Source organism: Knoellia flava TL1 (assembly GCF_000768675.1).
GTDB lineage: Bacteria > Actinomycetota > Actinomycetes > Actinomycetales > Dermatophilaceae > Knoellia > Knoellia flava.
The window spans coordinates 45,400-59,709 of sequence record NZ_AVPI01000005.1 but is presented as its reverse complement, the minus strand read 5'-3'; the positions used below and the strand labels follow the sequence as shown (position 1 = coordinate 59,709).

At 72.3% G+C, this 14,310-nt stretch carries 17 protein-coding genes; 6 read left to right on the top strand and 11 right to left on the bottom strand.

Translation table 11 applies throughout. The features are described from left to right. Window positions 1-15: 15 nt before the first annotated feature. The 3 genes from N798_RS03320 to N798_RS03310 form a co-directional block, all read right to left on the bottom strand. Window positions 16-912, bottom strand: coding sequence for a DUF5926 family protein (locus tag N798_RS03320; protein ID WP_035946265.1), 897 nt, complete (start codon window positions 910-912; stop codon window positions 16-18). Between the two features lie 298 nt (window positions 913-1,210). Beyond that, the gene (locus N798_RS03315; protein ID WP_035946263.1) at window positions 1,211-1,672 is read right to left on the bottom strand and encodes an ATP-binding protein; all 462 of its coding nucleotides are present in this window, start codon (window positions 1,670-1,672) and stop codon (window positions 1,211-1,213) included. A 9-nt stretch (window positions 1,673-1,681) separates the two neighbouring features. Continuing rightward, window positions 1,682-2,512: a glycerophosphodiester phosphodiesterase gene (locus tag N798_RS03310; RefSeq protein WP_035946261.1), complete on the bottom strand. Its 831-nt coding sequence runs from the start codon at window positions 2,510-2,512 to the stop codon at window positions 1,682-1,684. A 76-nt stretch (window positions 2,513-2,588) separates the two neighbouring features. Between N798_RS03310 and N798_RS03305 the strand changes: the two genes are divergently transcribed. From N798_RS03305 to N798_RS03295, 3 genes are all read left to right on the top strand, one after another. Beyond that, the gene (locus N798_RS03305) at window positions 2,589-3,068 is read left to right on the top strand and encodes an RNA polymerase sigma factor (protein WP_035946260.1); all 480 of its coding nucleotides are present in this window, start codon (window positions 2,589-2,591) and stop codon (window positions 3,066-3,068) included. Next, the gene (locus tag N798_RS03300; RefSeq protein WP_035946258.1) at window positions 3,065-3,658 is read left to right on the top strand and encodes a methylated-DNA--[protein]-cysteine S-methyltransferase; all 594 of its coding nucleotides are present in this window, start codon (window positions 3,065-3,067) and stop codon (window positions 3,656-3,658) included. Before N798_RS03305 ends, N798_RS03300 begins: the two co-directional genes overlap by 4 nt. 106 nt (window positions 3,659-3,764) lie before the next feature. Then, entirely contained in the window at window positions 3,765-4,697 is a 933-nt protein-coding gene (locus tag N798_RS03295; protein WP_035946256.1) for a MerR family transcriptional regulator, read from the top strand. Window positions 4,698-4,850: 153 nt separating this feature from the next. Here N798_RS03295 and N798_RS03290 read toward each other — a convergent pair whose 3' ends face one another. The 5 genes from N798_RS03290 to N798_RS18855 all read right to left on the bottom strand — a co-directional run bounded on the left by N798_RS03290 (window position 4,851) and on the right by N798_RS18855 (window position 8,249). After that, window positions 4,851-5,159, bottom strand: a complete 309-nt coding sequence (locus N798_RS03290) for a hypothetical protein (protein WP_035946254.1) — start codon at window positions 5,157-5,159, stop codon at window positions 4,851-4,853. A gap of 119 nt (window positions 5,160-5,278) precedes the next feature. Beyond that, a complete protein-coding gene (locus N798_RS03285) occupies window positions 5,279-5,647 on the bottom strand; it encodes a tetratricopeptide repeat protein (RefSeq protein ID WP_035946252.1) in 369 nt (122 codons plus the stop codon). A gap of 93 nt (window positions 5,648-5,740) precedes the next feature. Next, a complete protein-coding gene (locus N798_RS03280; RefSeq protein WP_035946251.1) occupies window positions 5,741-6,925 on the bottom strand; it encodes an acyl-CoA dehydrogenase family protein in 1,185 nt (394 codons plus the stop codon). Between the two features lie 68 nt (window positions 6,926-6,993). Then, window positions 6,994-7,128, bottom strand: coding sequence for a hypothetical protein (locus N798_RS18860; protein ID WP_268234560.1), 135 nt, complete (start codon window positions 7,126-7,128; stop codon window positions 6,994-6,996). Between the two features lie 176 nt (window positions 7,129-7,304). Next, window positions 7,305-8,249: a cold-shock protein gene (locus N798_RS18855; RefSeq protein ID WP_035946247.1), complete on the bottom strand. Its 945-nt coding sequence runs from the start codon at window positions 8,247-8,249 to the stop codon at window positions 7,305-7,307. 120 nt (window positions 8,250-8,369) lie between these two features. Here N798_RS18855 and N798_RS03265 point away from each other — a divergent pair, with 120 nt between their 5' ends. Further along, complete coding sequence (locus N798_RS03265; RefSeq protein WP_035946245.1) at window positions 8,370-10,082, top strand: ABC-F family ATP-binding cassette domain-containing protein; 1,713 nt, start codon at window positions 8,370-8,372, stop codon at window positions 10,080-10,082. On the opposite strand, the gene N798_RS03260 is transcribed toward N798_RS03265, so the two are convergent. Together N798_RS03260 and N798_RS03255 are read right to left on the bottom strand one after the other, a co-directional pair. After that, window positions 10,066-10,866 carry a VOC family protein gene (locus tag N798_RS03260; protein ID WP_035946243.1) on the bottom strand — a complete coding sequence of 267 codons (801 nt, stop codon included), beginning with the start codon at window positions 10,864-10,866 and terminating at the stop codon, window positions 10,066-10,068. The two genes, N798_RS03265 and N798_RS03260, sit on opposite strands and share 17 nt — an antisense overlap. Before the next feature lie 110 nt (window positions 10,867-10,976). Continuing rightward, window positions 10,977-12,185, bottom strand: a complete 1,209-nt coding sequence (locus N798_RS03255) for a S1 family peptidase (RefSeq protein ID WP_035946241.1) — start codon at window positions 12,183-12,185, stop codon at window positions 10,977-10,979. A gap of 188 nt (window positions 12,186-12,373) precedes the next feature. Between N798_RS03255 and N798_RS03250 the strand changes: the two genes are divergently transcribed. Continuing rightward, window positions 12,374-12,907, top strand: coding sequence for a GNAT family N-acetyltransferase (locus tag N798_RS03250; protein ID WP_229708405.1), 534 nt, complete (start codon window positions 12,374-12,376; stop codon window positions 12,905-12,907). Between the two features lie 47 nt (window positions 12,908-12,954). Here N798_RS03250 and N798_RS03245 read toward each other — a convergent pair whose 3' ends face one another. Beyond that, window positions 12,955-13,269 carry a GNAT family N-acetyltransferase gene (locus tag N798_RS03245; protein WP_035946292.1) on the bottom strand — a complete coding sequence of 105 codons (315 nt, stop codon included), beginning with the start codon at window positions 13,267-13,269 and terminating at the stop codon, window positions 12,955-12,957. Window positions 13,270-13,380: 111 nt separating this feature from the next. Here N798_RS03245 and N798_RS03240 point away from each other — a divergent pair, with 111 nt between their 5' ends. After that, a complete protein-coding gene (locus tag N798_RS03240; RefSeq protein WP_084100052.1) occupies window positions 13,381-14,244 on the top strand; it encodes a pirin family protein in 864 nt (287 codons plus the stop codon). Window positions 14,245-14,310: the final 66 nt, after the last annotated feature.

Below are 14,310 nucleotides of genomic sequence, written 5' to 3'. Positions count from 1 at the left end.
GGAGCCCCGGCGTCATCAGCGCAGGGTCACCTGGCGGCTGAGCAGGCCGGACCGGGCCCGGCGCTCCTCGGCGGTGAGCGCCTCCTTGGACGCGAGCGCGGTGGCGTAGCGGGTGCCGAACGCCCCGAGCGCCTCCTCGTGGTCGGCGGGGTCGCTGTCGGCCGGCACCTCGAAGACGGGCACGAGCAGCCCGCACGCCCGGAAGGCACCCAGCAGCCGCGTGCCCTCACCGAGGCCCGACTCGGCCGCGGCGTGCAGTCGCGCGAGGGCGTCGGTCGCCGTGTCCTCGTCGTCCGGCAGGACGAGACGGATGTAGGTGCGCTCGCCGATGCGCACCCAGTAGGCCGACGGCAGCGCCGACATGCGGCGGGTCGGGACGACCGACTCGTTGGCGCGGTCGAGCGAGGCCTGCCCCTCCTCGTCGAGCTCCTGGCCCTCGACCCAGAAGTCGAAGCCCTCGTGCACGACGAACTCCAGCGGCTCGCTCGTGTCGAGCAGGTCCTGCAGGCGCGGCGTCTCGGCGGTCGCGGCGGGGACGTGCTGCACGGCGCTGCCCGGCTCGACGGCGGCACCGGCGAGCAGCTGCGCCGCGAGGTCACGACTCGGGTCGCCGGTCGAGGACCCCGACTGCGTGCCGATGAGCACGGTGCCGTCGGCCCGGTGCAGCGCCGGCCACGCCATCGGCAGCACGGTCGCGACGGTCGCGCCCTCGACACCCTCGGGTGCCTTGCCCTCGGCGAAGCGGACAGCCACCGTGGCCGCGGGCAGGATCTCGCGGATCGCCACCCACTCGGTCTCCTGCGGAAGCCCCTCGAAGGGACGGTTCACGTAGGGGACGGCCGCCGTGCGCTGCCTCCTCGAGGGAGCGCCCTGGTCGTCGGTGGTCCTGCGTCGTCGCGAAGCCTTGCCCATGGGCGTCAGCGTAATGGTGGCGGCGACCCACCCCTCGCAGGCGTCACCACAACGGCACGCAAGGCGCACGCACGCCGACCTCGGCCGGCATACCAAGTTGCTTGCGTCCGCGACTGTGGTGGGTATGCCGGCATCTCGCCGGACGTTGCCACCGCACTGCTGCTTGCGTCCGCACCTGTGGTGGGTATGCCGTCAACTCGCCGGACGCAAACACCTCGCCTGCCGTTGCGTCCGCACCTGTGGTAGGTACGCCGGCATCTCGCCGGACGTTGCCAGCACACCTTCGTGTTCGGGAACGTCAGGTGGCGCGGCGGCGGCTCGGGCCGCCCATGGCCGCCCAGACGACCTGGCCGCCCTTGTCCTCGCCGACCCCCCACTCGTGGGCGAGCGAGCGGACGATGCGCAGCCCGCGGCCACTCGTCAGCCACACGGCCGCGGGCGCGGGGAGCGGCGTGCTCTCGCCACCGCCGTCGGTGACCTCGATCTCGACGACCTCGCCGCGGACCTTCCAGCGGACCCGCAGGCAACCGTCCTGGAGCGGGCGGGCGTGGCGGATGGCGTTGGTCATGAGCTCGGAGACGACGATCTCGGACTCGTCGATCGTCTGCTCCGCGAGGTCGCGGGCGCGCAGGTCGGCGACGACGGCCTTGCGGACGCGCGTCACGGTCGAGGGCCCCCAGGGCGCGCGGATGGTGCGCACCTGTCCCTGGCCGATGGTTCCGCCGAACTCGTCGAGCTCGGGCTCGTTCTTTGAGGTCACGCGGGGACTCTAACCCAGCAGACCCAGCACGTCCCCGGGCCGATCGCTGATGATGACGTCGACTCCGAGGTCGGCACACCTGCGCACGTCATCGGGCTCGTTGACCGTCCAGACATAGACCTCGTGACCCCGCCGCTGGTGCGCGCGCACGACCGACGGCGTGCGGCGCACGATCCGGACGTCGAGTCCGATGATGTTGACGCCCCGCGGCAGGGACCCGTCCCACGAGAACCGCGGCGCCGACGCCTCGACGAGGTAGACGAGCGGCACCTGCGGTGCGAGCCCCCGCATCCGCATGAGCGCGAGGATCGAGAACGACATGACGCGCACGTGGGGCAGCTGCGGCAGGTCGCCGCTCGTCAGGCCCAGGTCGCGCAGGACCGTGACCAGCTGGCGCTCGACGAGCCCGCCGTAGCGCGTCGGGTGCTTGGTCTCGATGAGGGTGAGCAGCGGCTCGTGCTGCGCCACGAGCGAGTCGAGGAGGCGGCGCAGGGTGAGCAGGCGCCCCCGCTCGGGGTCGACGTCGGCGTCCTCCTTCGACGAGCCGTCGTCGAGCTCCTTCCAGCTCGCCCAGTCGAGCTCCTCGAGCCGCGCGAGCTCGAGCGTCGAGATGACGCCGTTGCCGTTGCTCGTGCGGTCGACCCGGCGGTCGTGGACGCAGACGAGGTGGTGGTCGGCGGTGAGCCGGACGTCGCACTCGATGCCGTCGACACCGTGCGAGTAGGCCCGGGTGTAGGCCGCGAGCGTGTGCTCGGGCTCCTCGGCGCTCGCCCCGCGGTGGGCGACGACGCGAGGTCGCCCGCGGTCCCCCGGTGGGGGCCCAGCCGCACGCGCCTCCATGGCCCCATCGTGGCAGCGCGCGCACCTCCGCGGGGGCAGCGACTCACAGGACGGCACGGCATACCGTTCAACCATCGTGAGCCTGCCGCCGTTCCAGAGCCTCGTCGACGCCCACTGGCGCGACGTCGGCCGGCTCGCCCATGCCCTCGCCGGACCGACCCTCGGCGACGACGTCGCGCAGCAGGCCTGGGTGCAGGCGCTCGCGGCCTACCCGCGGCTGACGTCGACCCGCAACCTGCGCGGCTGGTTGCTCACCATCACACACCGCTGCGCGATGGACGCCCACCGCGCCGCCCGCCGCACGACGCCGCACGACGATCCCGCCTCCCTCGCCGCCGCGCCGGTCGTCGACGGGCCGGCCGCACCCGACGACGGGCTCTGGGGCCGCGTCGGCGCGCTGCCCGAGCGACAGCGCGAGGCGGTCGTCCTCAAGTACGTCGCCGACCTCGACCACCGCGCCGTCGCCGCCGCCCTCGGCACGTCGCCCGCGATGAGCCGCCGGCTCGTGTCCGATGCCCTCGCCACCCTGCGACTCGACCTGGAGGACCTGCGATGACCGCCCACCCCTTCGAGGGCTTCGCGCCCACCGTGCGTCGGCCGGTCCTGCCGGAGACCGATGTCTCGTATGCCGTCGAGGACACCCCCGTGGGTCGGCTCCTCCTCGCGGTGCGCGAGGACGGCCGGCTCGTCACGTCCGCCTACGTCCCCGGCGACGAGGACGAGTCCGCGTGGCTCCAGCGCCTCGCCGACCTCGTCTCGCCGCGAGTCCTGCGCCACGCGAAGCCGCTCGACACCGTGCGACGCGAGCTCACGGCATACCTGTCCGGGAAGGCGACCGGTTTCTCGGTGCCGGTCGACCTCGTCCTCGCGAGCGACTTCCAGCGTTCGGTGCTCACCGGACTCGCGTCGCGGGTGGGCTACGGGGCGTCGACGACCTACGGCGAGCTCGCCGGTGCGATCTCGCGGCCGCGTGCGTCACGAGCCGTGGGGACCGCGCTCGGCGCCAACCCGGTCTGCGTCTTCGTGCCGTGCCACCGGGTGCTCCCGGCCGGCGGTTCCGTGGGTGGTCGCGTCGGTGGGTATGCCGGTGGGCCGGCTGCCAAAGAGTTCCTCCTCTCGCTGGAGGCGCGGGTCTCGCAGGGGTGAGATCGGCACGCCGCACGCCCGTGGGGCGCAGCGACCCCGGTGCACAGCGGCCGGCACTCCACGAGTGATGGCCCGTTCGGCCTTGCGGGCGTACTCTGGACAAACCATGTACACGATCAAGCGCGCGGCGGAGCTCACCGGCATCGGGGTGCCGACGCTGCGCGCCTGGGAGCGCCGCTACGGCGTGGTCTCACCGGTTCGCTCCGAAGGCCACTACCGGCTCTACTCCGACTCCGACGTGCGGGCGCTGTCGATCATGGCAGCGCTCGTCGCGGACGGGTGGACGGCCAGTGAGGCCGCCGCCGAGACCAAGCGCCGGGTCGTGGGGTCGGACGGCGTGCAGCGGCCCGTGGCCGACCCGTCACTCGTCGACTCCGAGGCGAACCAGCCCGAGGGCCTCGACGAGGTCCTCGCCGCGGCACACGACCTCGACGCCCAGCGACTGGGGCGCGCGCTCGACCGAGGGCTCGAAGGCGTCCTCGGAGACGGGGGTGGCCGGCTCGCCGACTTCAGCCGGGTGGCCCACGAGTGGCTGCTGCCGGTCCTCTTCGCGGTCGGCGGGGCATGGGCGGACGGTCGGATCACGCCGGCAGGGGAGCACCTCGTGAGCAACGCCGTCCAGCGACGCCTCTCCGCGCTCTATGACGCAGCGCCGAAGACGACCGACGGTCCGCTCGTCGTCCTGGCACTGCCGGCCGGCGCCCGTCACGAGCTCGGGCTCCTCGCCTTCGCCGTCGGAGCCCGGCGGGCCGGTCTGCGGACCGCCTACCTCGGCGCCGACCTGCCCGCCCAGGACTGGGTGACGGCGGTCGCCGGGCGCCATGCGGGTGCGGCGGTGCTGTCGGTCCCGCGCCAGGCCGACGTCGCCGGTGCGCAGGCGGTCATCGACCGGCTCCGGGTCGAGGCCCCCCAGGCCGTCGTCGCCGTCGGCGGACGCCACCAGGACGAGACCCGCGGGGCACTTCTCCTCGGCCACGACCTCGCGGACGGGGTCGAGGCGCTGCGCTCCTCGCTCGAGGGAATGCCCGTCTCGAGCTAGCGCGCCGCCGGGTAACGCAAGCCCTGGCCACGTCCCAGGCACGACAGCACCGCTCGTGAACCGAGGCGTGACGGCAGGACGCCGCCCCTCACCCGGCTGCTTGAGTGAGGGGCGGCGTCGGCAGCCCTGCGCGTGCGGGAAGGGGCGACCCGCTCAGCACCAGGGGTAGTCGAAGAGGCTGTTCGCTCCGGCGCGGTGGTCGGCGAGCACCACGCTGAGCGGCAGCGGGTCCGGCAGCGAGGCGACGTCGGTGCCCTTGCGCGGAGCGACGCCAACGCTCACCGCGGTCGCGATGGGCAGGCCACCTTCGGCGACGGCCGAGAAGAGGCCATTGTCCTTGAGGAAGTTCATGCCGGCGCGCTGGCAGTCGGTGTCCGGCTTGGCGCTGGCGGCGGGGGCGGTGGCGACGGTGACCGCGAGGGCGGCGGCTCCGGCGGCGGCAGTGGCGACGAGCTTCTTCATGACGTCCTCCTGTAGGGGATGTGGGCCCTGAGGGGGAGGGCCTCGGTGACCAGACAACTCCCCTGTGGAAGGTTTGTCAAGGGTTTGTACAAGGTTTACGACGAGCGGTCGCGGGGGCCTCAGTCCTCCGGGAGGTCGGGCCCGTCGATGTCGTAGCCGCCGAGCAGCTTGGCCATGGCGAGGTGGGGCCTGGCCTCCTCGTGGCGGCTCTGGCGCTGGAGCGTGCGGCCGAGGAGGAGCAGCGCGTAGTGGTCGTCGCGGTGGTCGACGAGCATGGCGCGCAGGATCTCCTCGGCCCGGGCGAGCTGGGCCGAGTGGTAGTAGGAACGCGCGAGGTAGAGCCGCAGCTCGGTCGTCCCGTGCAGCGGCGGCTCCAGGGCCGAGCGGTCGACGAGCTCGGCGAAGATGACCGCCGCCTCCTTGTACTCCCCCAGCTCGAACTTCTCGCGGGCGCGCTCGTAGTCGGTGGCGAAGGTGTTGTCGGTCATCGTTCCCTCCTCGATGCCTGCCGCTAGTGTCTTCTAGCAGCAGACCTAGACACTCCTATCCGGCCCGATCGAACTCTCGGTGGGCCGGCAGCCTCACCGGAACGCCGGGTGCCCCGTCAGGGCCTGGCCGATCACGAGCTGGTGGACCTCGGACGTGCCCTCGTAGGTGAGGACGGACTCGAGGTTGTTGGCGTGGCGCATCGGCGAGTACTCGAGCGCGATCCCGTTGGCGCCGAGGATCGTCCGGCACTCGCGGGCGATGGCGATCGCCTCGCGGCAGGAGTTGAGCTTGCCGAGGCTGACCTGCTCGGGGCGCAGGTTGCCCGCATCCTTGAGCGCCCCGAGGTGGAGCGCGAGCAGCATCCCCTTGCCGAGCTCGAGGGTCATGTCGGCGAGCTTGGTCTGGGTGATCTGGTAGCCCGCGAGCGGCTTGTCGAAGATCTCGCGCTCCTGCGCGTAGGCGATCGCCACCTCGAGGCAGTCGCGGGCGGCGCCCAGCGCGCCGAAGACGATGCCGAACCGCGCCTCCGAGAGGCACGACAGCGGCCCGGACAGACCACGCGCCTCGGGCAGCATCGCCGAGGCCGGAAGCCGAAGGCCCTCGAGGACGAGCTCGGAGGTGATCGACGCGCGCAGCGAGAGCTTGCCCTTGATCTCTGGTGCCGAGAAGCCCGGGGTGTCCGTCGGCACGACGAAGCCGCGAACGGTCGAGCCGTCGCTGTCGTCGGTGCGCGCCCAGACGACGGCGACGTCGGCGACCGACCCGTTGGTGATCCACATCTTGCTGCCATCGAGGACCCAGTCGTCACCGTCGCGCCTGGCCCGGGTCCGCATCCCGGCGGGGTTGGAACCGAAGTCGGGCTCGGTGAGGCCGAAGCACCCGATGGCCTGTCCCGCCGCCATCCGCGGGAGCCACTCGTGCTTCTGCTCCTCGCTCCCGAAGCGGTGGATCGCGAACATCGCGAGCGACCCCTGGACGCTCACGAGACTCCGGATGCCCGAGTCGACCGCCTCCAGCTCGGCACAGGCCAGCCCGTATGCCGTCGCGCTCGTCCCAGCGCAGCCGTAGCCCTCGAGGTGCATGCCGAGCAGGCCGAGCTCGCCGAACGTCGGAGCGATCTCCTTGACGGGCACGGAGCCGGCCTCGAACCAGCCGCCCACGTGCGGTCGGACCTCGGCGTCGAGGAAGGCGCGGACGGTGTCACGCATGTCGCGGTCGTCGGCCGAGATCAGCCCGTCGATCCCGAAGAGGTCCAGTGGGTGCTGAGCAGCGGCCATGACCGCCAACCTACCCGCGCGCGTCCACGGCGGTCGGGGTCGTCACCCACGGCGTTCGCCGCCGGTCGTCAGCCCCCGTCGCCCCCGAACCCGCCTCCCCCGGTGTAGTTCATCCCCCAGCTGGCGGGCGGCACCTTGTCACCGCCGGGCAGCGGCCCGTTGAAGCGGCGCCGACCGCAGTCGTCGCAGACTCGCACCTCCATGTGCTCCTCTGTCACGACGTGCCAGCGATGCCACCCGACCCTGCACCTGAGCCCCCTGCTCGTGTCCATGCCCCAGTGTCTCCCCACCAAGGCGTGTGGCGACAGACTTGGCGCCTGACTGGTCGCTCTTTTCCGGGACGCGCACCTTCAGGACGGCTCATGGCCGCACCGCCGGCTCAGACCCGTTCGACGCGGTCTGCCTGGGGTCCTCGATCACTCTGTCGGATCTGGTACCGGACCCGATCGCCGAACTGCAGCGCCTCACCGTTCCTGAGAACCGACGCGTGCACGAACAGGTCAGCGCCCCCCGCGTCCGGAGTGATGAAGCCGAAGCCTCGCTCCGCGTCGTACCGCGCGACTACTCCCTCGCCGCCGCGCACCGGGACGTCAGGGGTCCCCGCCCGTCCTGGCCGAACCCGGGCCGACGACGTCGAGGGTGCGCCCCGCGTTGCCGAGCCGCGCGCGAGGCGCACGTCGCGAGCCTGCGGGCCCTTCTCGCTCATGACGACGTCGTAGGACACGCGGTCACCCTCTCCCAGGTCGGGAACCCCGTCGGCCAGCTCCCGGACGTGGACGAAGACGTCGGCGCCGCCCGAGTCGGGCGCGATGAAGCCGAAGCCCTTGTCCGTGTCGTACCAGGACACCGTCCCGTCCGCCCCGTCGGATGTCGCACGCTGCTGAGCGGCCTCGGGTCCCAGGGGCAGAAGATGGTCCGCCTGCGGCCCCTTCTCCCCGTCGACGACGAGGAACGCCACCCGCTGCCCGTCCGAGAGGACACCGCCACCCACGATGGCCGAGCTGTGCACGAAGATCTCGGCTCCACCACCGTCGGGCGTGATGAAGCCGTACCCCTTGGCGGGTTCGTACCAGGAGACGGTGCCGAGCACGCCCAGCGGCGCATCGGCGGCCCGGTCGGCCGTGACCCGGACCCGGCGTGCCTGCGGGCCGCGGTCCCCCTCGCCGATCTCGAACTCGACCACCTGACCCTCGCGGAGCTGCTTCATCGCGTCGTCGCTGACGATCTCGGACGCATGGACGTAGAGGTCCTCTGCGTCCTGACCCAGGGCGATGAAGCCGAACCCCCGGTCGGTGTCGAACCATCGGACGGTTCCCTCGGGCACGGCTACTCCTTGTCGAGGCTGCGGTCGGTGTTCGTCTCATTGTCCCCGACGGTCAAGGCGGCCGGCGCCCTCGGAATCTCAGGTGACGGGACGGCATACGGGCTTGGACAATCGGGTCCCGTGGCACATCTCGAGGTCAACCAGGTCGGGTTCACGCTCCCCGACGGACGTCCGCTGCTCGACGCCGTCCAGTTCCGCGTCGGCGACGGGCAGCGCGTGGCGCTCATCGGGCCCAACGGCACCGGCAAGACGACGCTGACCCGGATCATCTCCGGCGACCTCGCGGCGCACGAGGGCGCCGTCACGCTCTCCGGCACGCTCGCCGTGATGAACCAGTTCGTCGGCAAGGTCCGCGACGAGTCCACCGTGCGCGACCTGCTCATCTCCGTTGCGCCAGAACGCATCCGCAAGGCTGCCCTCGCCGTCGACGCCGCCGAGCTGCGGATCATGGAGGTCGACGACGAGGCGGCGCAGATGGCCTACGCCCAGGCCCTCGCCGACTGGGGCGACGCCGGCGGCTACGAGTTCGAGACGACCGTGTGGGACACGGTGACGACACAGGCCCTGGGTATGCCGTTCGAGCGGGCGCAGTGGCGCGCCGTCACCTCCCTCTCGGGAGGCGAGCAGAAGCGGGTCGTCCTCGAGGCGCTGCTCAGCGGCCCGGCGGACCTCCTGCTGCTCGACGAGCCGGACAACTACCTCGACGTGCCGGCGAAGCGGTGGCTCGAGGAGCGGCTGCTCGCGAGCGACAAGACGGTGCTCTTCATCAGCCACGACCGCGAGCTGCTCTCGCGCGTCGCGACGGCCGTCGTCACGCTCGAGCCCGGCGCCAACGGTGCCACGGCGTGGACGCACCCGGGCTCGTTCGCGACGTGGCACCAGGCGCGGGTCGACCGCAACGACCGGCTCGAGGAGATGCGCCGCCGCTGGGACGAGGAGCACGCCAAGCTCAAGGCGCTCGTCGTCATGTACCGCCAGAAGGCTGCCTACAACTCCGACATGGCCTCGCGCCTCCAGGCAGCCGTGACGAAGCTCGACCGGTTCGAGAAGGCCGGGCCGCCCGAGAAGGTCGCGATCCCGCAGAACGTGCGGATGCGCCTCACCGGAGGTCGCACCGCCAAGCGTGCGGTGGTGTGCACGGGACTCGAGCTCCTCGCCCCGGACCCCGACTCCGGAGCCGACGACCTCATGCGGCCGTTCGACCTCGAGGTCTGGTTCGGCGAGCGCGTCGCCGTCCTCGGCTCCAACGGGTCGGGCAAGTCGCACTTCCTCCGGCTCCTCGCCGCGGGTGGCAGCGACCCTGACGTCGAGCACCAGCCGGTGGGCGACATCGCGCCGGAACCGGTGCGGCACAGCGGTTCTGCGCGTCTCGGGTCGCGGGTTCGTCCCGGATGGTTCGCCCAGACCCACGACTCGCCGGCGCTGCGTGGACGCACGCTCCTCGAGATCCTGCACCGCGGCGACGCGCACCGTGCGGGCCGCGGGCGCGAGGAGGCCAGCCGGGTCCTCGACCGCTACGAGCTGGCGCGGCAGGGCGAGCAGACCTTCGACTCGCTCTCGGGCGGGCAGCAGGCGCGCTTCCAGATCCTGCTGCTCGAGCTGTCGGGTGCGACGCTGCTGCTCCTCGACGAGCCGACCGACAACCTCGACCTGCACTCGGCCGAGGCCCTCGAGCAGGCGCTCACGGCCTTCGAGGGGACGGTGCTCGCGGTGACGCACGACCGCTGGTTTGCCCGTGGCTTCGACCGGTTCCTCGTCTTCGGCAGCGACGGACGCGTCGTCGAGACGCCGGAGCCGGTGTGGGACGAGGCCCGCGTCAGCCGGGTTCGCTGAGGTCGGCGCCGCCACTCGGCGTCATGAGGGAGAACTCCTCGCCGTCGGGCCCGGCGACCGTGGCGATCCGGCCGGACTCGGTGTCGACGGGATCGTTCGGCGCGGACCCGCCTGCGTCCAGCACCCGCTGCACGGCAGCGTCGACGTCGTCGACGGCGAAGGTCACGCACCACCGCGGACCGGCGACGTCACCGTCGACCTGGTCGCCAACCCCTCCCGCGGGCCACGCAGCACCCGCTGGTGTGAACGTCGCGTAGCCGATCCCCGGCACCGACAGGTCCTCGAACGACAGCCCGAACACGCTTCGGTAGAACGTCTTCGCCGCACGCAGGTCGGGAGTGACGAGGTCGACCCACGACACGGCCCCGTGCTCGTCGTGGATGCCGAAACCGTTGTGCTCCAACGCCTCCCAACCGCCGAACGCCGCGCCGCCCGGGTCGACCCAGAGCCCCACCCGACCGAACGCGGCGATGTCCATCGGCTCCATGACGACCTGCGCCCCCGCTGCCGAGGCACGCTCCGCGGTCACCTCGACGTCGTCGGTGGCGAGGTAGGTCGTCCACACCTTCGGCCAGTCCTCGACGCCCTCGAGCGGGGGCGACATGCCAGCGACGCGGCGTCCCGCGACGAGCGCGTTCCGGTAGTGCCCGTAGTCGGGGCCGCTGTCCTCGAACGCCCACCCCAGCACCGCCGCATAGAAGGCCTGGCTGCGCTCCAGGTCGCCCACCGTGATCTCCACCCAGCAGGGTGAGCCGGCCGGCCACCGTCCGTCGTGCGTCGCCATGGCCCGACCGTATCTGCCCCCGAGCACGCGTGCCGTGCGGTCCGGAAGGGGTCGGACCACACGGCATACGCGGGCTTGCGTCTCGCGCGCCCCGCGAAGGGCGCGCGGGGTCAGGCGGTCTTGAGGGTGAGGCCGTAGACGGAGAGGATCTCGCCGATCGGCTGGAAGTAGGCGATGTTGGGCTGGCCGACCTTCTGGCCGCAGACGCCGTTGGAGCCGTAGCCGGCGCCGCCGCTCGTCACGCCCTGGGCGAGGTTGCCCGCCATCCACGAGCCGCCGGAGTCGCCACCCTCGGTGCAGGTGTTGGACTTCGTCAGGCCGCTCACGGTCGAGTAGGTGCCGTCGCCGTTGTTGTAGTTGACGGTGACGTTCTTGGTCTGGACCGAGCCACAGGTCCAGCCGGTCGTGCGGCCCGACTTGCAGATCGCGGTGCCGACGGCGGCGTTGCTCGAGCCCGTGACGGAGCGCGCGCTCGTGCCGTTCCACAGGTCGACGGCGCCGATGCCGGTCCAGCTCGAGGTGAGGCTCGAGTAGGCGTAGTCGTTGCCCGGGAAGGACCAGCCGCGGGTCGTGCCGAGGGTCGTGCCGTTGCGCGTGAAGGTCTGGTTCCCCTCGGCGCAGTGGCCGGCGGTGATGAAGACCGGGGTGCCGGACTTCGTCGCGTTGAAGCCCAGCGAGCAGACGTAGCCGCTGAACTCGATCTGCTGCCCGCCATAGACGTTGGCCTGCGTCGACACCGTCGCGTCGGTGCCCTGGATCGTCACCGACGGGTCGCTCGTGCGCGCCCGCGCGGCGGCGACGTCGGCGGTGGGCACGGTGACGACGACCTTGTTGGTCACCGGGTCGACGGAGCTGTCGATGACCGTGGCGCCGAGCGCCTTGACCGCCCTCGCCTGCGACGCGCCGAGCTCCGCCTTGTCCTCGGTGACGACGCGGGCGGTCGCGCCCGCCTTCTGCACGCGGGCAGCGGCGTCGGCGTCGGTGACGTTGACGACGAGCACGCCGCCGGTCTGGTCGATGAACGAGCCCACGGCTCGCGCGCCGAGCGACCGTTCGAGAGCCTCGGCCTTGCGACTCTTGTCCTCCTGGGACGCGATCCGCTCACGAGCGGTCTCGATGCTCAGGTCGTGCTCCTTGGCGAGCCACCGGGCCGACATCTCGGCGACGGACGCGCCCGAGTCGGTGGCGAGAGGGCCGGTGCTCGGCTCCGGACCGCCCGCCGCGGAGGTGGCGGCGGACGCGGGCGCGACGCAGAGGGCGGTGGCTGCCGCCGCGGCCGAGAGGCCCCCGGCGAGGACGGTGAGACGTCTGCGAGACATGCGTGGATCTCCTGTCGTGGGACGCCGGACGGTGTTTCCGCCGACCCTTTCGACGCTAGGAAGCCGCGCCCACGCGCCCGGTCAGATCCCGCCCCGCATTGCCCCAGCGCTTGGTCAAGACGACGCAAAGACGGTCAAGACCTCGTGCCCGGCGTGCCGGATCGGCCATCACGCGGACAATGGCGGGCGTGACCGACGTGACCATCCGGGACGCGACCCCGGCCGATGCCGCGCCCTGCGCCGCGATCTATGCCCACTACGTCGAGCACACGACCGTGACGTTCGAGGACGTCCCACCCGGCGTCGACGAGGTCACCGCCCGGATCGCGGCGGCCCAGGAGCGCCACGCATGGCTCGTGGCGGAGCGTGACGGGGTGGTCGTCGGCTACGCCTACGGCGCGCCGTTCAAGGCCCGCGCGGCCTACCGGTGGTCGTGCGAGGTGAGCGTCTACGTCGCCGACACGGCCCGCGGGTCCGGCGTCGGCAGGACCCTGTATGCCGTCCTGCTCGCTCGGCTTGAGGCGCTCGGCCTGCGCATGGCGTGCGGAGGCGTCACCCTGCCCAACGACGCGAGCGTGGCCCTGCACCGAGCGCTCGGCTTCGAGCCGGTCGGCACCTACCGCCGGATCGGGTGGAAGGACGGGGCGTGGCGGGACGTCGCGTGGTTCCAGAAGCCGCTCGGCGACGACGGCCCGCCGGACGGCCCTCGCGCCGCCGGGTGACCGCGAGCCCTTGCAGGCCGGCGAAGGCCGGAGCGGGTGGGCCCGTGTCAGTCGGTCGCGGTGCTCGGCCGGACGCCGTAGACGAGCGGCACGTAGTCGCGGTGCCGCTCGATCCAGCCCTTGATGAAGGGACACAGCGGCAACACCTTGCGGGTGCCGGCCTCGCGCACGTCGTCGAGGGCGAAGCGGGCGAGCGCGGAGCCGACGCCCTTGCCCTCGAACGCCGGGTCCACCTCGGTGTGCGTGAAGACGACGAGCTCGTCGGTGAGCTGGTACTCCGCGAAGCCCGCCAGCTCGCCCCCGAGGCGAGCCTCGTAGCGCTTCTCCGACTCGTTGTTCGTCACGACGACGTCATCAGCCATGCTGGTCATGACACCACACCACCCGGCGAGGAGCCCGCAGTGTCCGACACCAGCACGTCCCAGGTCCAGGTCCTCGCGCCGCGTGAGGTGCCCCTCGGCGGCCCTCGCGCCATGACCGTCCGCCGCACGCTCCCCCACCGTGACCGGTCCTTCATCGGCGCGTGGTGCTTCGTCGACCACTACGGCCCCGATGCCGTCGACGCCACCGGTGGCATGGACGTCCCGCCGCACCCGCACACCGGCCTGCAGACGGTGAGCTGGCTCTTCGAGGGCGAGGTCGAGCACCGCGACAGCGACGGCGTCCACGCGATGGTCCGCCCGGGCGAGGTCAACCTCATGACGAGCGGACACGGCATCGCCCACTCGGAGGTGTCGACGCCGGCGACGAGCACGCTCCACGGCGTGCAGCTCTGGGTCGTCCTGCCCGAGGCCGACCGCGACCTCGGGCGCGAGTTCCAGCACCACGCAGCGCCCGTCGTCCCGCTCGCCGACGGGGTCGAGGGCCGGATCTTCGTCGGCTCGCTCTCCGGCCAGACCTCGCCGATCCGCACCCGTACTCCGCTCCTCGGCGCAGAGGTGACCCTCGCGGCAGGCACGACGTGGACGGTCCCGGTCGAGACGGCATACGAGCACGGGGTCCTCGTCGACACGGGCAGGGTGACGTTCGACGGGACGACGCTGGAGCGCGGCGACCTCGGCGTCGTCGACGCCGGGCCGGCCGAGCTCACCCTCGAGGCGCTCGAGCCGAGCCGCGTGGTCCTGCTCGGCGGCACGCCCTACGACGAGTCGATCGTCATGTGGTGGAACTTCATCGGTCGCGACCACGACGAGATCGTCGCCTTCCGCGACGCGTGGCAGGCGCGCGCCGAGCGCTTCGGCGAGGTCGACGGGTATGCCGGCCGGCTCACCTGGCTGCCCGCGCCCGAGCTCCCGGGCGGCCGCCTGCGCAGCCGCACCCGGCACGGTCGCGGCTAAACCCTTGCGTCCGCAGCTCTGGTGGCCAGGTCGTCAGGTTGCCGGACGCTGCCCAACCGGGGGTGT